The organism is Coprobacillus sp., from assembly GCF_984815275.1.
Map to the genome: position 1 here is coordinate 39323 of NZ_CFJNYH010000007.1, position 25156 is coordinate 64478.

The window sequence follows — 25156 nt, forward strand, 5'->3', positions numbered from 1 at the left end:
GAAGTGTGAAGAAGAGAGAGGAGTGTTCTATGTTTATTCAAGAATTAATGCAATATCAGATACAATATAAACAAAATGTATTTTTAAAAGAGTATACAACATTGCATATTGGTGGACGAGCTCATATTATGATTTTTCCAAAGTCAGTTCAGGAAATAGAACAGTGCTTAAAGTTATGTCAGAAGTATGACATGATTTATGTTGTTTTAGGGAAAGGAAGTAATATTTTAGCTTCGGATCAGGGGTATCATGGTGTTATTATTAACCTAACTATGTTTTGTGAAATGAAGAGGTTAGATGGACAGCGTATTTGTGTGCAAAGTGGTGCTACTTTAAAGAATGTTTGTGATTTTTGTTTACAGCAGGAATTGACAGGATTAGAGTTTGCTTGTGGAATTCCTGGGACAATTGGTGGAGCTGTTTATATGAATGCTGGAGCTTATGGTGGTGAAATGCAAGATGTCGTTGAGAAAGTTGTTTATTTGGATGATAAAGGAGTTAAAACGCTATCGCATAGTGAAATGCAATTTTCATATCGTCATAGTTATTTTTCTCAACAAAAAGGAATTATCTTGGAAGTGATATGTTGTCTAAAAATAGGCGATAAAGAACTTATGAAAAAACAAATGAATGATTTAATGAGACGTAGGCATGAAAAACAGCCAATGAGTGATTATAGTGCTGGAAGTACTTTTAAGCGCCCTAATGGGCATTATGCATCAGCATTAATTAAGCAATGTGGCTTACAAGGCTTTCAAATTGGTGGTGCACAAGTTTCATTAAAACATGCTGGTTTTTTAATTAATTGTGGACATGCCACAAGTCAAGAATTCTTACAGTTAATTAAGTATGTTCAAAAGACAGTATACAAACAAACTGGTTATCAATTAGAATGTGAGATTAAGATGTTAGAGTGATATGAGATTTTGAAAAGAATAATAGTGCCTTTTTTTGGAATATGATATAATGAAAAATGAAAGAAGGGATTATATGGATATAATACAGGCGGTGCAAGAAAGACATTCTGTACGTCGTTTTAGAAGTCATGACATTCCACAAGAACTTGTTGACGTCTTGCAAAATGAAATCTATAAATGTAATCAGGAAGGACAATTGCATATACAACTCATTCTTCAGGAACCTGGTGCATTCCGTCAATTTTTTGTTCATTATGGACGTTTTAAAAATGTTCAGAATTATATAGTGTTAGTTGGCAGAAGGAATGATTCTTTGGAAGAAAGATTAGGATATTATGGAGAGAGAATTGTATTAAAGGCACAACAGTTGGGATTGAATACCTGTTGGGTGGGGGCAACTTATAGTTCTAAAAAAGTTGTTTGTCAAATAGATCATGATGAACAAATGATTTGTATTATAGCGATTGGTTATGGTGATAATCAAGGAAAACCTCATAAGAATAAACCTATGGAAAGTCTTTATCAATGTATTGATGAAAAGCCAGATTGGTTTTTATTAGGAATGGAGGCTATGATGTTAGCTCCAACTGCGATGAACCAACAGAAATTTTTTGTGACTCTCAAAAATAATAAAGTAGAGATAATGACTCAAGGGTCTTATGCGAATATTAATCGTGGCATTTTAAAATATCATTTTGAACAGGGGGCACATAAAACAAAAGAGATTTGGTTATAATGTTTTAAGATGCACATTTGTTGATAAAGTGCATACTCTATGATAGACTCTGTATAGATTGATAGAGAAATATCATAATAGAGAGAGAAAGGATGATTATATATGTCAAATGTATTACATGTAAATGCTCAAGAATTTAATGATCTTATTTCAAATAACGGATTGGTTTTTGTAGACTTCTTCGCTTCATGGTGTGGACCTTGTAAGATGTTAGCACCCAGTGTTGATAAATTAGCCGCTGAGCATCCAGAAGCAAAAGTTGTGAAAGTAGATGTTGATCAAGAAAATGCTCTTGCTATGCAATATGGAGTTCAATCAATTCCAACTTTAATTGTATTTAAGAACGGTCAACCAGTGAATCGTCAAATGGGATTTGTTCCTTATGAAGCTTTAGAAAATATGTTGAAATAAAAATATTTCCCATTATTTAGGGAGATATTTTTTTAACCTTTCTTGTGAGTGTTTATCAAAAATAATATCGGGTTCAGCGAGATACTGGGCTAAAACATCTGCATCTTTTAATAATTCACTATAGTCATCATCAATACAATCCTTGTTACTGTGTTTAGCAATCGCATTGACAATAATAACGATATCCTCTTCATCCATATCAGTTTCTAAAAGCAGTTGATGAGTCATTTCACTGCTGATTTTTGCGTGATGAAAAGAAGTGTGATTGATAAATTGACTGTAATCATGAAAGAGTCCCATAATTGAAGCTATTTGGATATTCAGATGTCTTTCTAAAGCTATTTTTTGACACAAATGACAGACACTTAAACTATGAAAATAGGCTTTTTCTTTAGAAGTACCAAAGCATTCTTTTTCTATATTTTGATAAAAGATATGTTTAAGCTGATCAAAATGGTTCATCGTCTTAGCCCCTTTGGATATAGATTTTTTGCTTGATGGTTACTTTCTTTATAAAATGATAAAGGATAATCTTCAACAAAGATAATACCATATCCTTTTTGAGTACTGCCTTCAATTGTTTCACCATGCAGATATTGAGTAACTTCTTGGTCATTCTCATGAAAACGATAGAATTGTTTCACATCATTTATCTGTAAAGTCAGTGCAAGTGCTAAACTTGGTTCAAAGCGATTTTTTTTACATTCACCTAAATAGAATCCATTTCTTAAAACACGAATGCCTTTGAGTTCTGGAAATTGAGGTAAGATTGCATAGATATGATTATTGTTGTCATATAAGTAAGTAGGAACCTTACAATTTAAATAAGTTTTATAGAAGTCTTGCACAAGTAACTGATTCTGTTTAGAAATGACTGGTTTTAAGTTTTTACTTTTGAATGGAGTCATTTCCCCATGTTTTTGAATTAATGCAATAAAATGTCCTTCCCCCTGATAATGATGAGGATATAAACGAACAGCTTCTTCCATATTCATGCCAGGACTCATACCATGACTTTTCTTTAAGGGAATCAGTGAACAATTATAATGATTTAAAAGGTATTGAATTTGTTCTTCGTTTTCAATAGTATTATATGTACATGTTGAATAAATCAATTGACCTTCTGGTTTTAATAAATTCATAGCAGCATCCAGTAACTGTCTTTGAATATGGGCACATTCATGAACTTTTTCTAGTGACCATGTTTCAATAGCAGCATCACTCTTTCTAAACATTCCCTCACCACTGCATGGTGCATCTAAAATAATCTTATCAAAGAAGCCCTTCAATTGGTTTTCAAAAACAAGTGGATCACAGTTTGTCACAATCGTATTTTTTAATCCAAATCTTTCTACATTTTCAGAAAGAATTTTTGCACGTAATGGAACAATATCATTGGCAATCATCAAACCATCTTCTGAAAGCTGGCTAGCAGCAGCGCATGTTTTTCCACCAGGGGCAGCACACATATCTAAGATATAATCGTCTTTTTGAATGTTAAGAAAATGTGTCACCAACATAGCGCTTGGTTCTTGGATATAATATAATCCACATGAAAAGAAAGGAGATTTTCCTAAAGGATATTTTTCATAATTGAAATAATATCCATCTTTAACAACAACATGAGGTTGAATAAATTCTTTATTTAGATATTTTATTGCTTCTTTTTTATGAGGATTTAAATAAAAAGCTTTGACAGCTGGTTGTTCTAATGCCTTCATAAAATCAGGATATTCATTTTTTAATATGTCTTGCATTTGTTTTTCAAATAATCTATTCATCGTCTTCACCTTTTCTCATTATACAAAGCAAAAGGGGCTGTGTAAATATTTAATCTATGTTATACTGAAATTGGTGATGAAAATGAAGAGATGTGCATGGGCATATAGTGATGAATTAAGAGAATATCATGATCATGTGTGGGGAAAACCACAGCATGATGAAATCATGTTATTTAAAATGTTAGTATTAGAAGGTTTACAGGCTGGTTTAAGTTGGGAAATTATATTAAAAAAAGAAAAAGCTTATGAAGATGCTTTAAATCATTTTGATTATGTCAAGATTGCTCAGTATCAGGAAGATAAATATAATGAATTAATGGAGACACCATTGTTAATTAAAAATAAACTCAAGATGAGAGCCATTATAAGTAATGCTCAAGCATTTCTAAAAGTGCAAGAAGAATTTGGGTGTTTTGATGAGTACATATGGTCATATGTTGGACATAAGCAGATTGTTCATGATTACAATAATACTCAGGATGTTCCAGCTTTTGATGAGTTATCTATAGAAATATCTAAAGATTTAAAAAAACGTGGTTTTAAGTTTGTTGGACCTACAATCATCTATAGTTATTTACAGGCGATAGGTATTTATAATGATCATGAATTGTTATGTGATTTTCGCTAAAAAAATAGTATATTGTCTTTTTAAAGATAATATATTTGTGAAAGCATTGACACTCCTTTTGCTTGATGCTAGAATATGAAAGTAAGTAGGGATGTCACTTCTTTAAAGACATAAACCTTCAATAGTTATACTATTTATGGTTGGTTTTTTAAGAAGTTTTTTTATAGAGGTGAAATGATGTTAAATTTATTTAAAAGTAAAAAATATATTGGTTTACATGCTCCAGTTAATGGGGATATTATAGCGTTAAAGGATCTTTTAGATACAAAGAAAATAGGAGATGGGATAGCCTTTCGCTTTGATGGAAATCTGATTTATTCACCTTGTCATGCATTCGTAAGTATGCTTTCAAAAAATAATCACGCTATTAAGCTGACCATGGAAAATGGAATTGAAATTCTTATTGAAGTCGGTTTGGATGCTGAGAAATTGAGTGGTACAGGAATTGATGTTTTTGTAAAAGTGGGGCAAAATGTAAAAGCAGGTGATCCTCTTTTGCAGATAGATAGGCAATTCTTTGTTTCTCAAGGTGTTGAGTTAATTATTCCTATGATTGTCATGAAGAGTCAAAACTATCAGTTAAAGATCAAAATGAGTGGACAGGCGTCTGTCTTAGGTGAATATGTTGTTATATTCAAGTAGTCTCACAGTATTAGGGAATGTATAAAGTATTGTTTTTAATAAAAATCCAAGGAATGATTTCTTGGATTTTTCTATGTCATGAATATTTCTATGATGGAATGTTTTCTATGGCTGAATTTAACTTGATAGAAAGTAGAACTCAAACTGAGATACTTTCATAAAATATTTGTAAATAAGTGCTGTTAATTGATTTATCAATATAAGAAATGGCACTGAATATGAGATATGAATGCGATCAAAACTTCTATAAATATATGATGAATATATTGAAAAAGGCAAGTTAAATGAGTTATATATCTTTATATTATTGTATGTGTCATGAATGGTCAAACTCTTAAAGAATGTAAAAAATAAATAAAGAAATTTATAAATAATTATGATATAATAACTTGCGGGAGTGTGATTGTATGAGTTATGAGGTTGTAATTGATGATTTTCAAGGACCATTAGATCTGCTTTTACATTTGATTAAAGAAAAGGAAATGGACTTGGAAACATTAGAGGTTTCTGTTATTACTGATCAATATTTAGCCTATATTGACCAAATGGATGCTGATCAACTTGAAACAATGTCTGAATATCTTGTTATGGCGGCACAATTAATTGAGATGAAAAGTAAGATGCTTCTACCTAATGAAAAAGTAGAATTAGAAGATGATTATCAAGAAGACCCAAGAGAACAATTAATTAGAAGATTGATTGAATATAAAAAATATAAGGATATCTTAGATGATGTTCGTGAATGTTATGAATATAGACAAACTTTACATACAAAAGCACCAGCATTAATGGATGATTATGTTGTGGATACATCAGAATTAATTCCTGATCATTTAGAGGTTTATGATTTAATTAAAGCAATGCAAAAAATGTTTCAAAGAAAAGTGTTACATGCTCCATTAGAATCACGTATTGCTCGTGTTGAGATTTCTATTGAGGAACGAAGTGATCAAATCAGACAATATTTTAAGTTGCATAAAAATCAACGTATTCGTTTTGAGGAATTATTTGAAGAACCAACAAGAACATTTTTTGTTGTTACGTTTTTATCTATTCTGGTTTTGGTTAATACAAATGAATTAATTATTGAACAAGATGGAAATTTTGAGAACATATATTTAAAGGAGAGAAATTAATGGAACATGATGAAATATTAAGTGTTATAGAAGGAATGCTCTTTTTATCAGGGGATGAAGGATTAACCATTAAGCAAATCTCATCAGTATTACAAATTGGCAAAAAAGAAGCAACAACTTATGTTGATGAACTCATTCAAGTTATTAACGAAAGAGCAGTAAAAGGGTTTGAATTGGTTAATTTTGGTGGTGTATTTAAACTGATTACCTTTTCTTCACATCATGAATTCTATCAGCGAATGATTGAACAAAATGAAAATACCCTTTCTAATGCAGCATTAGAAACATTGGCTATAATTGCTTATAATCAACCTGTTACTCGTGTGCGTATTGAAGAAATTAGAGGGGTAGGATGTGATGCAATGATTCGAAAATTAGCTGCAAAAGCCTTGATTAAAGAAGTTGGCAGAGAAGATACACCTGGAAAGCCGATTTTGTATGGTGTGACTGATGAATTTATGGATGCATTTTCATTGACATCATTAGATGAATTACCTGAATTAAAGGAAATGAAAGAGGATTTTGATCAGGATGATATTTTTAATACAAAATATACTGAAAGTATGGAGGAAGGAGAACAGTAAAATGTTCTCTTTTTTTATTGACACTTCAGTTAGTTCGTGCTAACATCTAATCATTGAAGTTAGTTTGCGCTAACTAAATGTTGAATTTGGAGGAAAAAAGATGTTTGATAAGAGATTGATTAAAGAAATACCTGAAGCAAAAGCTTATGTAAAAAGACAAGTTCTATGCCAATGGATTGCATTGATTATGAATATCATATTTACCGTTGGATTGAGTTATACATTGGTTTTGTTGTTTCAAGAACAGTTAACAATTGAGATTTTAATGATTGGCATTGTTTTCGCAATCATTCTTTTTGTTATACGAGGTATTGTTTTGAAGAAAGCAACTCAATTTTCTTTTGCTGGAGCGAGTCTTGTCAAAAAAATATTGCGTGAAAGATTATTTAAGAAAATATTAGAGTTAGGTGGTCATTATCAGGATTATGTTGCAACAAGTGAATTGGTTCAATTAGGGGGAGAAGGAATTAATCAGTTAGAAACCTATTTTGCGCTTTATCTCCCTCAATTGTTTTATAGTGTACTCGCCCCTGTGACATTGTTTATTATCATTTCATTTTATGATTTTATGAGTGCACTTGTATTATTTTTATGTGTACCTATGATTCCTTTGTCAATAGTTCTGATTCAAAAAATTGCTAAAAAGTTATTAGCTAAATACTGGAATAGCTATACAACACTTGGTGATAGTTTCTTAGAAAATCTTCAAGGATTAACAACTTTGAAAATATATCAGAGTGATGAATTTAAACAAAAAGAAATGAATAAAGAAGCTGAGAATTTTAGAAAAGTAACTATGCGTGTCTTAATTATGCAATTGAATAGCATTAGTGTTATGGATATTGTTGCATATGGTGGTGCTGGTTTGGGAAGTTATTTTGCAATTACACATTATATGTATCAAGAGATATCTTTATTTATAGCATTATTTATTATCTTATTATCGTTTGAATTTTTTATTCCGTTAAGGCAACTGGGGTCTTTTTTTCATATTGCAATGAATGGTATTGCGGCTAGTGAAAAATTATTTAGAGTTTTTGATATTGAACATCAGCAAAGTGGAAAATTTGATTTCAAAGAAGGAGATTTTGGGTTATGTGTTGATCAATTATCTTTTCAATATACAAAAGAACAACCTTTATTAAAAGAAGTTTCATTTCAAATCAAGCCAAATCAATTTGTAGGAATTGTTGGAGAAAGTGGTTCTGGTAAAAGTACAATCGCAAAATTAATTATGGGATATCATCAAGATTATCAGGGAGAAATCAGAATTCAAACTCATCAAAGATATGATATTGATGATACAGTTTTCTTCAATCATTTTGTTTATATGACTCATGATCCTATGATTTTTAAAGGAACATTAAGAGAAAATATAGATATGTTAAATCAGTATCAAGATAAAGAGATTTGGGAAGCTTTGGAGAAAGTGAATTTGGCCTCTTTCTTTCATCAGCATAATGGATTACAGACACTTTTATTAGAATCAGGAAGTAATTTATCTGGTGGACAAAAACAAAGATTAAATTTAGCGAGAGCTATTCTTAAAAACGGAGATGTTTATATTTTTGATGAAGCAACAAGTAATATTGATGTGGAAAGTGAAAATGCCATTTTAGAAGTCATTAAGGACTTGTCTAAAGAAAAAACGATTCTTTTTATTACTCACCGTTTGAGTAGTGTAATTGACTGTGATGATATTTTGGTCATGAAACAGGGAGAGTTGATAGAACAAGGGACACATCAACAATTAAAGGCACAAAATGGTGTTTATGCACAAATGTTTACAAAACAAGCAAAATTGGAGGTTTATCAAGGATGAAAAAGGAATTAAATAATATTCAAGTTGTATGGCGTATGCTGGCACTTGTCAAACCGTTAACATTGCCAATGTCTTTTGCAGTCATTATGGGTGTTTTAGGATTTATTTGTGCCATTGGGATACCAGTTCTTTCAGTTATGGCTCTATTACAAATTGCAGGGATGTATCCCCATATAGATATGTCTATGTTGTTAATCTTTTTACTTGGTATGGCAGTGTTAAGGGGGCTTCTTCATTATGCTGAACAGGCAGCCAATCATTATATTGCTTTTAAACTCTTAGCGATTATTCGCGATCAGGTCTATGGTGTTTTGAGACGTTTGTGTCCAGCAAAACTGGATCGTAAAGATAAGGGCAATTTGATTTCTTTGATTACAAATGATATTGAATTATTAGAAGTTTTCTATGCTCATACGATTTCTCCAGTTCTGATTGCATTTTTAACATCATTAATAATGTTAAAATTCTTTGCTCATTTACATATGATTGCTATGATTATTGCACTTTGTGCATATATAACTATGGCTATAGTTATCCCTTTTTATGTCAATATGAAAGGAAAAGATATAGGGCAGAAAAATAGAAATGAAATAGGTCATATGAGTAGTTTTTTATTAGAAAGTTTTAGGGGATTAACGACTATCCTGCAATATCATATGGGACATAAACGAACAAAAAAGATGATAGATATGAGTGATAATATAGAAGATTTACAATCACAAATGAAAGATATTGAAGCCATTCAATTGGTAGCATCACAAATACTGATTTCGTTATCAGCGATTGTGATGTTTGTAAGTATGTTTGTTTTATATCTGCAAGGTGAAATAAGTGTTTATAGGGTGATTATGGCAACTGTTTTGATGTTATCTAGTTTTGGTCCTGTTTTGGCACTATCCAATTTAGCAAACAATCTTCTTTCCACATTAAGCAGTGGAAGACGCGTTTTGGCTTTGTTAGATGAAGAAGAACTCATTAAAGATGTGAGTGGCCAAACTGAAACATCATTTGGTGATATTTATGTTGATAATCTTTCGTTTGCATATGAAGAAGAAGTTATTCTTCAAGATGTTCATCATATTTTTAAACAAGGTCAGGTGACAGGTATTGTTGGGAAAAGTGGTAGTGGAAAATCAACATTATTGAAACTGATGATGCGCTTTTATGATCCAACAACGGGTATCATTCGAATTTCAGATCGAGATTTAAAGAATATCAATACTCAAGACATGCGACATATGTTTGCCTATGTAACTCAAGAAACAGTTCTTTTTCATGATTCTATTCTTAATAATGTAAAGATTGCTAAATTAAATGCAACCAATCAGGAGGTCTATGAAGCTTGTCAGCAAGCAAGTATTCATGATTTTATTATGTCATTACCACAAGGATATAACACAAAAGTAGCGGAATTAGGCGCATCATTATCTGGAGGAGAAAGACAAAGAATTGGACTTGCAAGAGCTTTTCTGAGTGATGCACCATGCATTTTGTTAGATGAACCTACAAGTAACTTAGATGTTTTAAATGAGGCTGTCATTTTAAGTTCTTTACAACAACAAAAGAATAAAACAATTATTTTGGTTTCTCATCGTGAATCAACAATGAAAATTGCTGATAAAGTGATTGAAATGGATATGGGGCGTATGAGTTAAATGGATATTGAAAAGAAAAGGCAAAAAGAGATTGAGATTGTTTCATTGATGATTCATTTGTATTGTCGTTATCATGATGATATTGATGAACAGGAACTGATAGGTTATGCAGCAGGACGGATTGAGAAATGTCCAATGATGCAAAAAAAGACATTTTGCAGTCAATGTCCTATCCATTGCTATCAAAAAGAAATGCAGGAAAAAATAAAAAAGGTCATGCGTTATAGTGGACCAAGGATGATATTTTATCATCCTATCTTAGCTATAAAACATGTTATTCAAAAATAAGGAGGAAGAATAATGAAGGTGATTTATTTTATAGGTGGTATAGTTTGTTTTGTTTTAGGTGCAATTGGTGTGGTTTTACCAATTTTACCAACAACTCCATTTTTATTAGCCGCAGCATTTTGTTTTGCAAGAAGTTCACAAAAGGTCAATGACTGGTTTTTACAAACCAAACTCTATCGCAATCACTTAGATTCATTTGTTCAAGAACGTGCAATGACCCTCAAAACAAAAGTATCTATCTTAGGTTTTGCCAGTTTTATGTTAGCTTTCCCCTTGATATTTAGTCAAAATATTTATTTGAGAATTCTGATTATTTGTTTGTACTGTATAAAATATTATTACTTTATATTTAAAATTAAAACGATTTCTTCACAAAAGACAATATAAAAAGCACTCTCAGAGTGCTTTTTTGGTTTACCCAATAACTGTTACGTTAGCAGCTTGAGGACCTCTGTCTCCTTCAACGATATCGAATTCAACAGTTTGTCCTTCTTCTAAAGTTTTGAAACCATCAGTGTTGATAGCTGAAAAATGTACGAATACATCTTTGTTTTCACCTTCAAGAGTGATGAAACCAAATCCTTTATCAGATTTAAACCATTTTACTTTACCTGTACTCATTATGAAGTACCTCCTTTAAAATTTGCAAAAAACCCAGTACCTCATTTTTAAACTACTATGAAATCCTAAAGAATTACTAATACTTTTGAAAATTACGTGCTCTGTTCCTTTGCTATAAGATATTATAGCATAGTCTTGTTTTTCATACAAGTTATTGTTGACAATGAAATTTAATAATGTATCATTTTCTTATAAGAGAAAAGGTGGTTAGAATATGTTAGAAAAATATGCTGAATTAATTGTTAAACAAGGAGTGAATTTACAGAAAGGACAAGAACTTGTCATTACTGCTTCAATTGAATGCTTCGAACTTGTACGTGCTGTTGCTAGGCAAGCTTTTGCAGTAGGAGCAAAAGATGTTATTGTTGATTATACTGATGAGAAAGTTACCCGATTACGCTATGAGAATTGTCCTGTTGAACATTTTCAGGAAGTTCCGCTATATTTTGCTGAACTCAAGAATCAATATGCCTTAAAACATGCTGCTGTTCTTTCAATTGTTTCAAGTAATCCCGAAGCAATGAAAGGCATTGATCCTATGAAAATTCAAACATGGAATATTGCTGTTCATAAAACTTGTCAGACTTTTTTTGACCATTTAGATATGGGAATTGATCGTTGGTGTATTGTTGGTGCACCAAGTGTTGGATGGGCGAATAAAGTCTTTCCTGATATGAGTGACCAAGAAGCAGTTCAGGCATTATGGCAAGCGATTTATAAAGTCACACGTTGTGATCAAGAAAATCCTATTGAAGCTTGGAATGAACATCGTCGTTCTTTTGAAAGAAGAGTTCAAATCTTAAATGAGAAAAAAATCAAATCTTTACATTATCATAATAGTTTAGGAACTGATTTGACAATTGGACTTAATGATGGTTATCTTTTTGCAGGAGGAGGAAGTTATACAACAGATGGCATCTATTCATTTCCAAATATGCCAACTGAAGAAATCTTCAGTTCTCCAGATAGAAATCAAGTCAATGGAACTGTTTATAGCTCTATGCCTTTAAATTATAATGGTCATCTTGTTGATCAATTTTCTATGACTTTTGAAAATGGTCGGATTGTTGATTTTCATGCAGAAGTTGGTTATGAAGTTTTAAAGAGTATTATTGAAACAGATGAAGGGAGTCATTATTTAGGTGAAGTTGCATTGGTTCCATACAATTCACCAATTCGTAATATGGGCATCTTATTTTATAATACTTTATTTGATGAAAATGCAGCATGTCACTTAGCGATTGGAAAAGGTTTTGGTGAATGTCTTAAAAATGGTTTAACTATGAGCAAGGAACAATTATTAGAAAAAGGAATTAATGATTCTTTAACACATGTTGATTTTATGATTGGAACAAAAGATTTATCAATCATAGCAACTTTAGATAATGGTGAAGAATTTGTTGTCTTTGAAAATGGAAACTATGCTTTTTAATATCGAGCAATCTTCAAAAGATTGCTTTTTCTTATGAAAAATAGAAAATGTATAAAAAAGTAGGGACTATCCCTATAATAAATAGAGAAAAACAGTGATTTGAAATTGACAAATTCAGTCATCTTGATTATGATTAATAAGCGTGACATAAGGAGGGATTATCATGTCAGATTTTATTGAACAAGTGAAAAAGCGTAGAACCTTTGCGATTATTTCCCATCCAGATGCTGGGAAAACAACTTTAACAGAGAAATTCCTTCTTTATGGAGGAGCAATCCAAGAAGCTGGTATGGTTAAAGGAAAAAGACAATCTAAACATGCGGTTAGTGATTGGATGGAAATCGAAAAACAAAGAGGGATTTCGGTAACCTCATCAGTTCTACAATTTAATTATGATGGATTCTGTATTAATATCCTAGATACTCCAGGCCATCAGGATTTCTCTGAAGATACTTATCGTACATTAATGGCAGCTGATAGTGCAGTTATGGTTATTGATGGATCTAAAGGGGTCGAAGATCAAACAAGAAAATTATTTAAGGTTTGTGCGATGCGTCATATACCTATCTTTACGTTCATTAATAAGATGGATAGGGAAGCTAAAGATCCATATGAATTAATGGAAGAAATTGAACGTGAATTAGGTGTAGAAACTTGTGCAGTCAATTGGCCAATTGGATGTGGGAAAGAGTTTAAAGGTGTGTATGAAAGAAATAATAAAGAAGTGATTCGTTTTATTCCTGTACAAGGTGGAAAAAAAGAAGTCGATGTTGAAATTTGTGATGCCCATAATGAACATTTAAAGGATGAATTGGGTGATGTTCTTTATCATCAGCTTCAAGATGATATTGAACTGTTAGATGGTGCAGGTGCAGAGTTTGATTTACAGAGAGTTCAAAAAGGTGAACTTTCACCAGTCTGTTTTGGATCAGCTTTAACAAACTTTGGGGTTGAACCATTTCTAAGACATTTCTTAGATATGACGACATCACCATTACCTCGTCAAAGTGATAAAGGTGAAATTGATCCCTTATCAGAAGACTTTAGTGCTTTTGTTTTTAAGATTCAAGCCAATATGAATAAAGCTCATAGAGATAGAATGGCATTTATGCGTATTTGTTCTGGGAAGTTTACAAAAGGTATGGAAGTTTTTCATTATCAGGGAAATAAGAAAATCAAATTAAATCAATCTAAACAAATTATGGCTGAAAGTAGAGAAGAAGTTGAAGAGGCTTATTCAGGAGATATTATTGGAGTCTTTGATCCTGGTATTTTCTCTATTGGTGATACATTATGTACACCAAAGAATAAATTTGCTTATGATGGAATTCCTACATTTGCACCAGAACATTTTGCTTTAATTCGCAATACAGATACAATGAAACGTAAACAGTTTGTCAAAGGTGTTGAACAAATTGCGCAAGAAGGTGCTATTCAGATATTCACTGAATTAGGTGGTGGTATGGAAGAAATCATTGTAGGTGTTGTTGGTGTCTTACAATTTGAAGTCTTAGCTTATCGTTTGAAGAATGAATATAATGTTGATATTGTGAATACACCATTGCCATATCAATTTGTCAGATGGATAAAAAATGATAGTATTGATTTAAAGACATTAAATCTTTCTTCAGATACAAAAAAAGTTCAAGATCTTAAAGGTCAGTATTTGCTTCTCTTCTCTAATGAATGGGGTGTTCGTTGGGCAACTGATAAAAATCCCGACTTAGTATTAGCAGAGTTTTCAAAGAATTAGAAACAATTTTGTTTCTAATTTTTTTTATCAAAAAACATTCTGTAAGAAGATTTTTCAGGGGTGATACAGTTGTATCTCTTTCTTGATTAATGAAAACGTGGTAAAATATTTTTCAGGGAGGTGTCATTATGGCTAATGAAGGAAAACGCTGTTATTGTCGTTGTATTAAAGAAATGACAATGATTATTGGAAAAGAAGAAGAAATTCTTTTTGCATTTAAAGAAGTTTATCCTTGTATGATTAGGACAAGTGACACTGAAGTCAATGATTATAAAATATATGGGAAAGAATTTGCTTTGAGTTGTAGTGAGAGTGAATTTAAGGAACATTTTAAGTTAATAAAACATCAACCAAATCATAAAAAATAGAATTGAAATTGGAGATATGTTTGTTTTTTTGAAAAAATATGATATGATGATGCAAGAAAGGGTGATGATTTTGGAAAAGAAAACATTTGAAATATCCAATATCCAATCAGTAGAAGAATTGAATCATTTAAGTTTAAAACTAAATGAACAAGAACAAGTCTCTCATATGAAAATAAGCAAAGAGAGTATTGTTTTTAATTGTATAGATATAGATGCTTTGTTAAGTTTAATTCAAGGGGTTAATAAAGAGCATATTGTTAAAGAAGTTATTGATGGTAGCAAACGTCAATATGATTTTGCTCAAAGAAAAGAAGTTCCACATTATTTTATGTTTAAAAATATGGTGACTGAAGATGATATTTATGTATTGATCAATCAAATCCAGGAAGATTCTAAATATCATGATATTGAATATGATCCTAAAAATAAGATATTAACACTGGTATCTTCTCAAAGAGATGTGTTGAGTTATTTAAGAAAAGAATTATTTAAGATTAATCCTTCAATTGAAATTATGGAACATCGTAAACCCATTCGTTCGCAAGATGTTTTTAATCAAAAGTATTTAAATAGATATATTCGTATAGGTATATTTTTGGTTGTTATTGCATTGGCTTTAATTACATCAAAAGATCATAATCAGATAACACCTATTTTGTGGTATGTCACAATGTTCTTGTTAGCAGAACCTATTTTAAAGAGTGCATGGAAACAGGTTAAACAATTGAAATTCTTTAAAGAAGATGTTTTGGTCATTGGAGCTTTCATTTTAGGTATAGCTGCACAAGCATATGTTGAAACATGTCTTGCTGTTATTTTGTATCAGGTCGCTGCACCATTCTTAAATAAAGTTTTAGAGAAATCTTTATTTAAGATTGATGAAGCGGTTGAGATGCCTGAAACAGGAGTTCGTTATCTTGATGAACGTGAGGAAGTCATTTCACTATATGAGTTTGAAATTGGTGATACAATGATTGTTAAACCAGGCGAAACTGTACATATTCCAGGTAAGGTCTTAAAAGGACCATCTGATTTGAGTACATATTCGAATACGAGTACATATGAACTTGTGCGTGCGAAAAAAGGAACACTTGTAAGTAGTGGAGATGTGAATGTTGGAGAAAAACCACTCTACATAAAAATTACTTCTACATATGAAAGTTCTAATTATATCGAATTAATGAATATTGCCAGTGCTGCCCCTGTTTATGAATCAAAGATTGAAAAATATACAAAGATATTATCACGTTTCTATACGCCAATCATGGTTGTATTAGGTTTGATCTTGGGGATTGTTTTACCTATCATTGATTTCCATACATATCGTTCTTATATTCATGTTGGAGCTGTTTTATTGATATTATCGGGAGCCTTATCTAGTGATCAATCAACATCATTAGGTATGTTAGCTGGTTTTGCAAAAGCTTTTCGTAATGGAATTATTATTGAATCTTCTTTAGGTCTTGATTCTATAAATGCATGTCAAACAATTGTTTATGATCGTTTTGATGGTGTTGAAGTGACTGAAGAAGAGTTGGAATTATTTAGAAAACTTTCTCATATGGGAAGAACATTGGTTATATTTAATGATGGACCTGTAGCTTTAGAAAATGATCAATATACAATTTATAATGATTTAAGTGTTGAGGAAAAATTAAGTAAAATGGATTCTTTAGTTGGACCTATTGTCTATATTGGAGATAGCTTTAAGGATATTGAATTACTGCAAAAGAGTTATGTTGGTATTTCAAGAGGTGGGTTAGCTGATTCTAAGGTTGTCGAGAACAGTGATATTGTCTTGATTGATGCTGAGTTAAATAAAGTTTATGAAACTTTCTTGATTTCTAGAAGTATGCGAACAACAGCTATTGCTAATAATGTTATAACAGTGCTAATGAAATTAGTTGTTTTAATTGGTGTGATTTCTTTCAATGGTTTTCCATTATGGATTGCTATTTTGGTAGAAATGTTAGTGAGTGCAACTGTTATGTATAACTCGACACATATTTTAGAGTAGAGAAATCTACTCTTTTTTTGGAGGTGAAAGAATGAAAATTGTGATTGCGCCAGATTCATTTAAAGAAAGTATGACTGCTCAAGAAGCAGCGAAAGCATTGGAGAGAGGTGTTCATTGTTATGATAAGACTATCAAAACAATTCTTTGCCCATTAGCTGATGGGGGTGAAGGGACATTGGACACTTTGGTTTTGGCTTTACAAGGAGAAAAAGTGGAGTATGAAGTCACAGGCCCACTTTTTAATAAGATAATGGCACCAATAGGTTATGTTGATGATATGGCGATTATTGAATGTGCAAAGGTTTGTGGGCTAGAACTTTTAGATGAAACTCAAAAAGACCCTTCTCAAACAACTTCATATGGTTTAGGTGAATTGATTGTTCATGCTGTTGAGCATCAAGTTTCAAAAATCATGATTTGTTTAGGGGGAAGTGCAACAAATGATGGTGGAATTGGTATGTTAGCAGCATTAGGTGTTCAATTTTTAGATGAATCTCATCATGTTGTCTCTTATACAATGGAAGGATTAAAGGATATTTGTAATATTTGTTTAGATAACTTTAATCAGCGTTTGAAAGATATTGAATGGATAGGTGTTTGTGATGTTATAAACCCTTTATGCGGAAATAATGGAGCAACTTATATATATGGTCCACAAAAAGGTTTATCTCAAGCCAAATTAGAAAGTATAGATCAAGCTATGTTTCAATATGCACAAAAAGCAGATTTCATGTTTCAAAAGGATTATATGATACAACCTGGAGCTGGTGCCGCAGGTGGATTAGGGTATGCTATGTTGGCTTTCTTAAAAGCAAAATTGCGCTCTGGGTTTGAAATTGTTAGTGAAACAATTCATTTAGAAGAAGCAATTTTACATTGTGATAAGGTTATTGTTGGAGAAGGAAAACTTGATAAACAAACACAATTTGGAAAGACACCTTATGGTGTTTTACAGATTGCTCAGAAATATCATAAAGATGTATATGCTTTTGCTGGTAAAATTGAAGATGTAGATGTTTTAAAACAACTTGGATTTAAAAGTGTTTATACAATTACACCTCATTATATGCCTTTGTCTATTGCTTTGAAAAAAGGTCAGGAGAATTTAGAAAAAACAATCTTTGAACATATGGAGGAAATCATAAATGAAATATAAAGTTGAAGTGCCAATGCCTTTAATGCAGTTCCTTTTGGAAAAAACTTCACAAAAAAGAAATGATATTAAGAATCTCTTGAAATATCAAAATGTTTGGGTTGATGGGCATATTGAAACACATTATGCATATGATTTACAAGTAGGACAAACTGTGGAAATTCAGGCTAAGAAAAATGATATGCCATTTGTTATTCTCTATGAAGATAAAGAAATTATTGTGATTGATAAACCATGTGGTTTATTAAGTGAACAAACCGCTAAAGAAAATGAAAAAACTGCTTATCAATATGTAAAACAATATCTTTATAAGAAAAAAGAAAATATTTTTCTTGTTCATCGTTTAGATCAGTATACATCTGGTATATTAATGTTTGTTAAAAACAAGAAACTTTATGATATTCTCACTCAAAATTGGAATAAATATGTCAAAACAAGAGGATATATTGCTATTGTTGAAGGACAGATGAAAAAAACAAAAGGAACTATTGAAAATTATTTGGCTGAATCTAAGACACAAAATGTCTATATTACAACAAAAGAACAAGGGAAAAAAGCAATTACTCATTATAAACAAATTCAATCAAATAAACGTTATAGTATGTTAGAGGTTTATCTTGATACAGGGAGAAAGAATCAAATTCGTGTTCATTTGTCTTCTTTACATCATTCGATAGTAGGAGATTCTAAATATGGTGCACAATCTAATCCACTCAAAAGATTAGGACTGCATGCTCATGAGTTTATGTTTGTTCATCCACTGACACATAAAGAAATGCGTTTTGTTTCTAAAACACCTGAATCTTTTGAAAAACTCTTTAAAAAGGGTTGACATATATGTTTAAATTCGTTATGATGTACCAGTAAATGAAAAGTAGTGGAAAGAAGAAGTGCCTACTTCTCGCCCGAATGAGAATATCGTTGGGCTAATGTCACTAAGATATCATATCTTAATGTCAATATGTGGGTACTTATGTGCTCACTTTTTATTTGTACTACAAAATTTATAGGAGGTGGCTATTATTAGCAAGTATAACAACCAACAAACAAATGATGACTTGGTAAATGAAAAAATTCGTTTTAAAGAAGTTTTAGTTATTGATCAAAACGGTGATCAATTAGGCGTTATGTCACGTAATCAAGCTTTGCATACGGCTTCTAATGCAAATTTAGATTTGGTTTGTGTGGCTCCGAAAGCTGCAACTCCAGTATGTCGTATTATGGACTATGGAAAATATCGTTTTGAACAACAAAAGAAACAAAAAGAAATGAAGAAAAATTCTAAGGTTGTCTCTTTAAAAGAAACACAATTATCTCCAACTATTGATGTTCATGATAAAAATGTAAAACTCAAAAGAACAATTAAAATGTTAGAAGCAGGAGATAAAGTCAAAGTGGCTGTTCGTTTTAGAGGAAGACAATTAGCTCATATTGATATTGGTCAAAAAATACTAGAAGATTTCGTTGCTGAATGTGCTGACTATTGCATTGTTGAAAAGCCAGCAAAAATGGAAGGACGAACATTGATTGCTATATTAGCACCAAAAAAGAAATAACAGGAGGACAAAATTATGCCAAAAATGAAATCACATAGTGGTCTTAAAAAACGTTTAAAGAAAACAGGATCAGGTAAAATGAAACGTAGTCATGCTTATATTTCGCATCAATCTCATCACAAGACTCATAAACAAAAGAAACACTTAGCGAAAGCAACTTTAGTACACCCTTCAGATATGAAGAGAATTAAGTCAAGATTACAAGGATAATTGGAAATAGGAGGAAAGAAATATGGCAAGAGTTAAAGGCGGATATACAACTAGACGTAGAAGAAAGAAAATCTTAAAATTAGCCAAAGGATATTTTGGTTCAAAACATACATTATATAAAACAGCTCATGAACAAGTCATGAACTCATTTGAATATGCATACAGAGATAGAAAAGCATTAAAACGTGAAATGAGAAAATTATGGATTGCACGTATCAATGCTGCTGCAAGAATGAATGAAATTTCATATTCTCAATTAATGCATGGATTAAAATTAGCTAATGTTGAAGTGAATAGAAAAATGTTATCTGAAATTGCTATTGCAGATCCAAAAGGATTTACTGCAATTGTAGATACTGCTAAAAAAGCATTAGCAAAATAATGATTTGTAAAGGCACAATGAAATTTGTGCTTTTTTTTATTTTTTGAAAGGGATTGACAGAAAGTGATAAGTCACTTATACTTATATATGTAGTATGCTACGTATTTAGGAAGAGGTGGTAAAGTGAATCATGAACATCTTGTATTGTGTTATAAACTTTCAAGCGCAATGATAACAACAATGAATAATCAATTAAGAGAGTATCATTTAACATTTCAACAACTTTTAATTCTTTTGTATTTAGAAGAACAGACAGAGGAAGTTGCAGGGAAAGATATTTGTCAGTATTTTGGGATATCGCATCCAACTTCGGTTGGATTGATTGCTAGAATGACAAAAGCTAGTTTTATTGTTGTTGAAGTTTCTAAGACAGATCGCCGTGAAAGAATTCTGCATTTGGCCAATAAAGGACGAGAAGTTATTGAACAATCAAGACATGTTATTGATCATTATATTGAGCATTTGGTTCAGCATTTAAGTGATGAAGAACAACAGAATTTTATAAATCTATTGTTTCAGTTAGACTCTATTTCTAAAATAGAGAAAGAAAGGTAGGAAAATTATGGGGACATTAAAGTTTGCTGTCAATATGTTAAAAAAGGAGTATAAAAAAAGCTTTGTATATACATTGACTTTATGTTTGACAATCGCTGTGACTTTTTTATTTTTTAATATTATTGATAATAAGTACTTGGTGACAAAAGTTGAATTAGCTTCTTCTCAACAACTGACGATTCCTTTTTCATCGACCTTATCGTTTGTTATTATTGTCTTTTGTGGATTTATGATTATATTTGCCAGTAATTTCTATATTTCAAGGAAAACCAAAGAAATAGCCATTATGGAGATGTCTGGATCTAGTTTTATTGGAGCAACAATGTATTTATTTTATCAAAATTTGATAATGAGTTTAATTGCTTTCCCTTTAGGAATTGTACTTGGAAGTGGAATATCAATGTTTGTTAATCAGCTTATATATCAGTATTTATCATATCAAGTGCCATTTTTCTATATCCCTTATACAGCAATTCTTGATACGGTAATTTGTATAGTAGTCATTATTGTTGCTCAATTGATTTATGCATCAGGGTTTGTATATCGTAAGGATATTCAATATATGCTTTCGCAAGAAGGGCGTAATAATGCTGTTGATCAGCGTATGTTTAAATTGCCACCGGTTATTTATATTGTGATTTATTTGCTTGGTATTATTTTGTTAATCACGACGCCATATGAATCAACATCTGCAATTGTTCCTTGTTGTATAGGGGCGGTTGGAATTAGTGGAATAGTAAAATATTGTTTAGGAATTTTTTTTAGGAGAAGAAAATGGAAGAGATATTTGGCTGATAAGATTCAATTAATTTCAATATCTAATCTGCAATATTCTTTGAACCGTGCGATTTTATTGATTGGCATTTATGCGATATCAACAAATGTTATGATTGCTATTATGATTTCTCAGCAGGAAAATCCTCGTGAAATGATGACTGCTATTATTGGATTCATTGTTGTTATTCTCTTATTGTTAGCTAGCATTATGTATAAATATATAATGGAAGCATCAACCAGAAGGATGTTCTATTATAATCTCTATAAGCTAGGATATTCTTATCATCAGCTCTTACAAATTATTCGTAAAGAGGTTTTCTCATTTTATGTGATATTAATTGGATTGCCTTTTGTTTATACAATGATTGCCTTAATTCAATCATATATCCATGAAGGTATTGCGTTAGATTTTATAATTGTTGCAGTGCTTACTCAAATGATTCCAGCAGTATTGGCAGGGATATTCACTTATGTTTCATATAAAAATTCTGTTTTACAAGTTCTAAAGGAGGGTGTACGTTATGAATAATGAAATATTGGTTGCAGAAAATGTGACAAAGATTTATGGGATTGATACAAAGAATCCTGTTACTGCTTTATCTGATGTCTCTTTAACGATGTATGAAAGTGACTTTATATGTGTTATGGGACCGTCTGGTTCAGGAAAATCAACATTTATAAATAATCTTTCAACAATCGATATTCCAACCAAAGGAAAAGTTTTTATTAATGGCCAAGAAGTCAGAACGATGGGAGAAAATGAAGTTGGTAAATTTAGATATGAAAATTTAGGTTTTATTTTCCAAGAATTTAATTTGCTTGAATCATTAACAATCTTTGAAAACATTGCTGTTCCTTTGACGTTATCTCATGTTCCTTTAGAAGAAGTCAAACAACGTGTTCAAGTGATTGCAAAGAAATTGGGTGTTGATGAACTTTTGGATAAGTATCCAAGTGAATGTTCAGGCGGACAAAGACAAAGAGCATCAATTGCCAGAGCACTTGTCACGAATCCTAAATTGATTGTTGCAGATGAACCAACTGGAAATCTTGATTCTAAAAATTCACATGATCTTCTAGAGTTATTTAAAAGGCTCAATGAAGAAGAGGGTGTTTCTATTTTAATGGTGACTCATGATTCTATGATTGCTAGTTATTCACAGAAACTTCTCTATATTAAAGATGGACAAATTGCTGAAACAATTGAAAGAAAAGATTTAACTCAAAAAGAATACTTTTATAAAATTGTTGATGTCAATTCAACAGAATCACAAAAATTATTTATAGATTAGTTGGGACCTCTTATTACGTTATATAATGAGATAATAAATATTGGATGAATTGAGACATGACTACTATTCATAATAATGCAAGTGGTAGAATGTTCTCAATTTATTAAAATAAGCATGAAGACCACATCTTTAAATTGTGGCTTTATGGATAAAGAAAACCAGAATTGCCCTTTGAAAATATTTTATTTGAAAATGAAACTCTTCTTATGGTTATAGGATTATTTCATTAGGGAACAACATTTGAATTTCATAATCAATAGATAGAGAATTGAGTTAATTATTTGACCAGTTTAAAACGTTTTATCCAGTTTTTAAAAAGCTAACAAAAGAGGAAATACTGAGAATATCTGATTTCCTCTTTTTGTATAAAAATAATGAGATAGTGTATACTTTGATTGGATTATTCATATATTTAAATGATTTGTCTAATTGTAGAAAAGGATATATAATAAGAAATAATAGGAGGGTTTAGATATGGCAGATTTAGAAATGTTAAAGAATATGAGTCTTGTTAATGGAATTTCTGGTTATGAGAAACAAGCAACTCGTATGATGAAATCATATATTGAGGATTGTGTTGATGAAATTCAATATGATAATATTGGGAGTTTAATTGGTATCAAAAGAGGAACTTCAAAATTAAAACTTCTTTTAACTGGACATATTGATGAAATTGGTTTTCTTGTCAGTGATATTGATGAAAGTGGGTATATTAAAGTTCAGCCAGTAGGTGGCTGGATGGGACAAAATTTACCTTCTTCCCTTATGGTAATCACAACAAGAAATGGCAAAGAGATTAAGGGTGTTTTTGGTTCTGTGCCACCTCATGGAAAAACACCTGAAGAGAGAAATAAAGTTGTTGAACCGAAGAATGCTTTTATAGATATTGGTGTTTTCAGTAAACAGGAAGCTTTGGATTTAGGTATTAAAAAAGGTGATCCAATTACACCAGTTTCTGAATTTACAATTATGGCTAATGAGAAATGTTTAATGTCAAAGGCTTGGGATGATCGCATTGGTGCAGCTGTGATTATACAGGTTTTAAGAAATTTAAAAGGGAAAACAATTTATCCAACTTTATATGGAGCTGGAACTGTTCAAGAAGAAGTGGGCTTACGTGGGGCAAAAACTGTTGGACAGATGATAAAACCGGATATTGCGATTGCGATTGACGTTACTTTTTCAATGGATTTACCTGGTGAAAAGGGTGATGTCAAACTTGGGTCAGGGGCAGCTTTGACAGTTATGGATGGAAGTGCTATTGCACATAGTGGTTTATTGAAAGAATTAGAATGTATCTGTGAGAAACAAGATATTCCTTATCAATTAGAAATAGATACTGCTGGAGGAACTGATTCAGGAGAATTAAGTAAGGTTGATGCTGGTGTTATGAATCTAACGATTTCTATTCCATCACGTTATATGCATTCTCATCGTACAATTATTCATCAAGATGATTTTGATGCAGTTGTCCAATTATTAACTTGTTTTATTGAAAAACTGGATGAAGAGTTAATGAAAGTGATGATTGAGGATAAGCGATAATGGGTGCGTTAATACTGGAGGGAGGAACATTTCGTCCTATCTTCTCTAGTGGTGTTATGGATGCACTGCTTGATTATGAAGTTGATTTTCCTTATGTTATAGGAGTGTCAGCAGGAATTACTGATGGTTTTTCATATGTTTCAAAGCAAACTAAACGTAATTATGATATTTTAATGAATCATCGACATGATAAGCGTTATGTTGGAATACGTAATTATTTAAGTGATCGCAGTTTATTTGGCTTGAAGTTTGCTTATGAAACAATACCTAATGAGTTATATCCTTTTGATTGGAACACTTTTTTAGAAAATCCAGCTATTATTAAAGTTGGTGTGACAAATGCTAAAACAGGACAATGTGAATATCTTGATGGAAAACTATTAGATAAGCAATGCACAATGTTAAAAGCAACTTGTGCAATTCCCTTTGCTTTTCCAGTTATTACTTTTAATGGTCAAGATTATTATGATGGAGGTATCTGTGACCCCATTCCTGTGAAACAAGCAAAAAGAGATGGACACGATAAGATGCTGATTGTTTTGACGAGACCAAAAGGGTATCAGAAAAATTTATCTAAAGCGAATATCATTGCTAGTCGTCGATTGAAAAAACGTTATCCACATTTGGTAAAACCCTTATTAACGCGTCATGAGTTATATAATGAGACATTGAATTATTGTGAAATGCTAGAACAAACTGGCAAAGCGGTTATATTGAGACCAAGTGAAGATGTGCAAATTGATTCTTTTGAAAAGGATTTGCATAAGATTGATGCGATTTATCATTATGGGTATCAACAGGCTGTTGAGAATATAGAAAAGATTAGAGCGTTATTAAAATGAATTTTTTTGACATTTTCACACAATATTAAAATAATATCTTGGTAATTCTATAT

28 protein-coding genes are annotated in these 25156 nt (G+C 31.4%); 25 read left to right on the top strand and 3 right to left on the bottom strand.

Features of this window, described 5'->3' with window-relative positions:
- Nucleotides 1-29: 29 nt before the first annotated feature.
- The 3 genes from murB (at nt 30) to trxA (ending at nt 2064) form a co-directional block, all read left to right on the top strand.
- Entirely contained in the window at nt 30-917 is an 888-nt protein-coding gene (gene murB / locus AC5M21_RS04030; RefSeq protein ID WP_054688307.1) for a UDP-N-acetylmuramate dehydrogenase, read from the top strand.
- Between the two features lie 73 nt (nt 918-990).
- Nucleotides 991-1653: a nitroreductase family protein gene (locus AC5M21_RS04035; protein ID WP_302280728.1), complete on the top strand. Its 663-nt coding sequence runs from the start codon at nt 991-993 to the stop codon at nt 1651-1653.
- Between the two features lie 102 nt (nt 1654-1755).
- Nucleotides 1756-2064 (top strand): thioredoxin, encoded by a 309-nt coding sequence (trxA, locus tag AC5M21_RS04040; RefSeq protein WP_008790479.1) that lies wholly within the window; start codon nt 1756-1758, stop codon nt 2062-2064.
- Nucleotides 2065-2076: 12 nt separating this feature from the next.
- On the opposite strand, the gene AC5M21_RS04045 is transcribed toward trxA, so the two are convergent.
- Both AC5M21_RS04045 and AC5M21_RS04050 read right to left on the bottom strand, forming a co-directional pair.
- Nucleotides 2077-2526: an HD domain-containing protein gene (locus tag AC5M21_RS04045; RefSeq protein WP_008790478.1), complete on the bottom strand. Its 450-nt coding sequence runs from the start codon at nt 2524-2526 to the stop codon at nt 2077-2079.
- Nucleotides 2523-3845: an RsmB/NOP family class I SAM-dependent RNA methyltransferase gene (locus AC5M21_RS04050; protein WP_008790477.1), complete on the bottom strand. Its 1323-nt coding sequence runs from the start codon at nt 3843-3845 to the stop codon at nt 2523-2525. Before AC5M21_RS04050 ends, AC5M21_RS04045 begins: the two co-directional genes overlap by 4 nt.
- 82 nt (nt 3846-3927) lie before the next feature.
- On the opposite strand from AC5M21_RS04050, the gene AC5M21_RS04055 reads away from it, so the two are divergent.
- The 8 genes from AC5M21_RS04055 to AC5M21_RS04090 all read left to right on the top strand — a co-directional run bounded on the left by AC5M21_RS04055 (nt 3928) and on the right by AC5M21_RS04090 (nt 10987).
- Nucleotides 3928-4473 (top strand): DNA-3-methyladenine glycosylase I, encoded by a 546-nt coding sequence (locus AC5M21_RS04055; protein WP_008790476.1) that lies wholly within the window; start codon nt 3928-3930, stop codon nt 4471-4473.
- Between the two features lie 177 nt (nt 4474-4650).
- A complete protein-coding gene (locus AC5M21_RS04060; protein ID WP_017143815.1) occupies nt 4651-5115 on the top strand; it encodes a PTS sugar transporter subunit IIA in 465 nt (154 codons plus the stop codon).
- A 407-nt stretch (nt 5116-5522) separates the two neighbouring features.
- Nucleotides 5523-6251, top strand: coding sequence for a segregation/condensation protein A (locus AC5M21_RS04065; RefSeq protein ID WP_008790474.1), 729 nt, complete (start codon nt 5523-5525; stop codon nt 6249-6251).
- Nucleotides 6251-6835, top strand: coding sequence for an SMC-Scp complex subunit ScpB (scpB, locus tag AC5M21_RS04070; RefSeq protein WP_008790473.1), 585 nt, complete (start codon nt 6251-6253; stop codon nt 6833-6835). The genes AC5M21_RS04065 and scpB overlap by 1 nt, the downstream gene beginning before the upstream one ends.
- 100 nt (nt 6836-6935) lie before the next feature.
- Nucleotides 6936-8657 (top strand): ABC transporter ATP-binding protein/permease, encoded by a 1722-nt coding sequence (locus AC5M21_RS04075; RefSeq protein WP_008790472.1) that lies wholly within the window; start codon nt 6936-6938, stop codon nt 8655-8657.
- On the top strand, nt 8654-10312 hold the full coding sequence (locus tag AC5M21_RS04080) for an amino acid ABC transporter ATP-binding/permease protein (protein WP_008790471.1): 1659 nt from the start codon (nt 8654-8656) through the stop codon (nt 10310-10312). Before AC5M21_RS04075 ends, AC5M21_RS04080 begins: the two co-directional genes overlap by 4 nt.
- Complete coding sequence (locus tag AC5M21_RS04085; protein ID WP_008790470.1) at nt 10313-10600, top strand: nitrous oxide-stimulated promoter family protein; 288 nt, start codon at nt 10313-10315, stop codon at nt 10598-10600.
- A gap of 12 nt (nt 10601-10612) precedes the next feature.
- A complete protein-coding gene (locus tag AC5M21_RS04090) occupies nt 10613-10987 on the top strand; it encodes a YbaN family protein (protein WP_008790469.1) in 375 nt (124 codons plus the stop codon).
- 27 nt (nt 10988-11014) lie between these two features.
- Here the strand turns inward: AC5M21_RS04090 and AC5M21_RS04095 are convergent, their stop codons facing one another.
- Nucleotides 11015-11221 carry a cold-shock protein gene (locus AC5M21_RS04095; protein ID WP_008790468.1) on the bottom strand — a complete coding sequence of 69 codons (207 nt, stop codon included), beginning with the start codon at nt 11219-11221 and terminating at the stop codon, nt 11015-11017.
- A gap of 214 nt (nt 11222-11435) precedes the next feature.
- Between AC5M21_RS04095 and AC5M21_RS04100 the strand changes: the two genes are divergently transcribed.
- The 14 genes from AC5M21_RS04100 (at nt 11436) to AC5M21_RS04165 (ending at nt 25103) form a co-directional block, all read left to right on the top strand.
- On the top strand, nt 11436-12653 hold the full coding sequence (locus AC5M21_RS04100; RefSeq protein WP_008790467.1) for an aminopeptidase: 1218 nt from the start codon (nt 11436-11438) through the stop codon (nt 12651-12653).
- Between the two features lie 163 nt (nt 12654-12816).
- Nucleotides 12817-14406, top strand: coding sequence for a peptide chain release factor 3 (locus AC5M21_RS04105; RefSeq protein ID WP_008790466.1), 1590 nt, complete (start codon nt 12817-12819; stop codon nt 14404-14406).
- A 128-nt stretch (nt 14407-14534) separates the two neighbouring features.
- Nucleotides 14535-14774, top strand: coding sequence for a hypothetical protein (locus AC5M21_RS04110; protein ID WP_008790465.1), 240 nt, complete (start codon nt 14535-14537; stop codon nt 14772-14774).
- A gap of 64 nt (nt 14775-14838) precedes the next feature.
- Entirely contained in the window at nt 14839-16791 is a 1953-nt protein-coding gene (locus tag AC5M21_RS04115) for a P-type ATPase actuator domain-containing protein (RefSeq protein WP_236916502.1), read from the top strand.
- 31 nt (nt 16792-16822) lie between these two features.
- Complete coding sequence (locus tag AC5M21_RS04120) at nt 16823-17947, top strand: glycerate kinase (protein ID WP_008790463.1); 1125 nt, start codon at nt 16823-16825, stop codon at nt 17945-17947.
- The gene (locus tag AC5M21_RS04125; protein ID WP_008790462.1) at nt 17937-18776 is read left to right on the top strand and encodes an RluA family pseudouridine synthase; all 840 of its coding nucleotides are present in this window, start codon (nt 17937-17939) and stop codon (nt 18774-18776) included. Before AC5M21_RS04120 ends, AC5M21_RS04125 begins: the two co-directional genes overlap by 11 nt.
- Before the next feature lie 181 nt (nt 18777-18957).
- On the top strand, nt 18958-19500 hold the full coding sequence (gene infC, locus AC5M21_RS04130) for a translation initiation factor IF-3 (RefSeq protein ID WP_008790461.1): 543 nt from the start codon (nt 18958-18960) through the stop codon (nt 19498-19500).
- A 15-nt stretch (nt 19501-19515) separates the two neighbouring features.
- A complete protein-coding gene (rpmI, locus tag AC5M21_RS04135) occupies nt 19516-19710 on the top strand; it encodes a 50S ribosomal protein L35 (protein WP_008790460.1) in 195 nt (64 codons plus the stop codon).
- Nucleotides 19711-19732: 22 nt separating this feature from the next.
- Nucleotides 19733-20092, top strand: coding sequence for a 50S ribosomal protein L20 (rplT, locus tag AC5M21_RS04140; RefSeq protein WP_008790459.1), 360 nt, complete (start codon nt 19733-19735; stop codon nt 20090-20092).
- A gap of 123 nt (nt 20093-20215) precedes the next feature.
- Nucleotides 20216-20647: a MarR family winged helix-turn-helix transcriptional regulator gene (locus AC5M21_RS04145; RefSeq protein ID WP_008790458.1), complete on the top strand. Its 432-nt coding sequence runs from the start codon at nt 20216-20218 to the stop codon at nt 20645-20647.
- 7 nt (nt 20648-20654) lie between these two features.
- Nucleotides 20655-21953, top strand: coding sequence for an FtsX-like permease family protein (locus tag AC5M21_RS04150; RefSeq protein ID WP_008790457.1), 1299 nt, complete (start codon nt 20655-20657; stop codon nt 21951-21953).
- Nucleotides 21946-22716: an ABC transporter ATP-binding protein gene (locus AC5M21_RS04155; RefSeq protein WP_008790456.1), complete on the top strand. Its 771-nt coding sequence runs from the start codon at nt 21946-21948 to the stop codon at nt 22714-22716. The genes AC5M21_RS04150 and AC5M21_RS04155 overlap by 8 nt, the downstream gene beginning before the upstream one ends.
- Before the next feature lie 474 nt (nt 22717-23190).
- Entirely contained in the window at nt 23191-24261 is a 1071-nt protein-coding gene (locus AC5M21_RS04160) for a M42 family metallopeptidase (protein ID WP_008790455.1), read from the top strand.
- Entirely contained in the window at nt 24261-25103 is an 843-nt protein-coding gene (locus AC5M21_RS04165) for a patatin-like phospholipase family protein (RefSeq protein WP_008790454.1), read from the top strand. Before AC5M21_RS04160 ends, AC5M21_RS04165 begins: the two co-directional genes overlap by 1 nt.
- Nucleotides 25104-25156: the final 53 nt, after the last annotated feature.

Bases quoted from the DNA above. Each gene is read 5' to 3' on its own strand.
- AC5M21_RS04160 (WP_008790455.1), top strand. From the start codon at position 23,191: ATGGCAGATTTAGAAATGTTAAAGAATATGAGTCTTGTTAATGGAATT.
- rplT (WP_008790459.1), top strand. From the start codon at position 19,733: ATGGCAAGAGTTAAAGGCGGATATACAACTAGACGTAGAAGAAAGAAA.
- AC5M21_RS04085 (WP_008790470.1), top strand. From the start codon at position 10,313: ATGGATATTGAAAAGAAAAGGCAAAAAGAGATTGAGATTGTTTCATTG.
- AC5M21_RS04105 (WP_008790466.1), top strand. From the start codon at position 12,817: ATGTCAGATTTTATTGAACAAGTGAAAAAGCGTAGAACCTTTGCGATT.
- AC5M21_RS04050 (WP_008790477.1), bottom strand. From the start codon at position 3,845: ATGAATAGATTATTTGAAAAACAAATGCAAGACATATTAAAAAATGAA.
- AC5M21_RS04125 (WP_008790462.1), top strand. From the start codon at position 17,937: ATGAAATATAAAGTTGAAGTGCCAATGCCTTTAATGCAGTTCCTTTTG.
- AC5M21_RS04095 (WP_008790468.1), bottom strand. From the start codon at position 11,221: ATGAGTACAGGTAAAGTAAAATGGTTTAAATCTGATAAAGGATTTGGT.
- murB (WP_054688307.1), top strand. From the start codon at position 30: ATGTTTATTCAAGAATTAATGCAATATCAGATACAATATAAACAAAAT.
- AC5M21_RS04080 (WP_008790471.1), top strand. From the start codon at position 8,654: ATGAAAAAGGAATTAAATAATATTCAAGTTGTATGGCGTATGCTGGCA.
- trxA (WP_008790479.1), top strand. From the start codon at position 1,756: ATGTCAAATGTATTACATGTAAATGCTCAAGAATTTAATGATCTTATT.
- AC5M21_RS04100 (WP_008790467.1), top strand. From the start codon at position 11,436: ATGTTAGAAAAATATGCTGAATTAATTGTTAAACAAGGAGTGAATTTA.
- AC5M21_RS04110 (WP_008790465.1), top strand. From the start codon at position 14,535: ATGGCTAATGAAGGAAAACGCTGTTATTGTCGTTGTATTAAAGAAATG.
- AC5M21_RS04055 (WP_008790476.1), top strand. From the start codon at position 3,928: ATGAAGAGATGTGCATGGGCATATAGTGATGAATTAAGAGAATATCAT.
- AC5M21_RS04155 (WP_008790456.1), top strand. From the start codon at position 21,946: ATGAATAATGAAATATTGGTTGCAGAAAATGTGACAAAGATTTATGGG.
- AC5M21_RS04035 (WP_302280728.1), top strand. From the start codon at position 991: ATGGATATAATACAGGCGGTGCAAGAAAGACATTCTGTACGTCGTTTT.
- AC5M21_RS04150 (WP_008790457.1), top strand. From the start codon at position 20,655: ATGGGGACATTAAAGTTTGCTGTCAATATGTTAAAAAAGGAGTATAAA.
- AC5M21_RS04065 (WP_008790474.1), top strand. From the start codon at position 5,523: ATGAGTTATGAGGTTGTAATTGATGATTTTCAAGGACCATTAGATCTG.
- AC5M21_RS04045 (WP_008790478.1), bottom strand. From the start codon at position 2,526: ATGAACCATTTTGATCAGCTTAAACATATCTTTTATCAAAATATAGAA.
- scpB (WP_008790473.1), top strand. From the start codon at position 6,251: ATGGAACATGATGAAATATTAAGTGTTATAGAAGGAATGCTCTTTTTA.
- AC5M21_RS04075 (WP_008790472.1), top strand. From the start codon at position 6,936: ATGTTTGATAAGAGATTGATTAAAGAAATACCTGAAGCAAAAGCTTAT.
- AC5M21_RS04060 (WP_017143815.1), top strand. From the start codon at position 4,651: ATGTTAAATTTATTTAAAAGTAAAAAATATATTGGTTTACATGCTCCA.
- AC5M21_RS04115 (WP_236916502.1), top strand. From the start codon at position 14,839: ATGATTTTGGAAAAGAAAACATTTGAAATATCCAATATCCAATCAGTA.
- AC5M21_RS04165 (WP_008790454.1), top strand. From the start codon at position 24,261: ATGGGTGCGTTAATACTGGAGGGAGGAACATTTCGTCCTATCTTCTCT.
- AC5M21_RS04120 (WP_008790463.1), top strand. From the start codon at position 16,823: ATGAAAATTGTGATTGCGCCAGATTCATTTAAAGAAAGTATGACTGCT.
- rpmI (WP_008790460.1), top strand. From the start codon at position 19,516: ATGCCAAAAATGAAATCACATAGTGGTCTTAAAAAACGTTTAAAGAAA.
- AC5M21_RS04090 (WP_008790469.1), top strand. From the start codon at position 10,613: ATGAAGGTGATTTATTTTATAGGTGGTATAGTTTGTTTTGTTTTAGGT.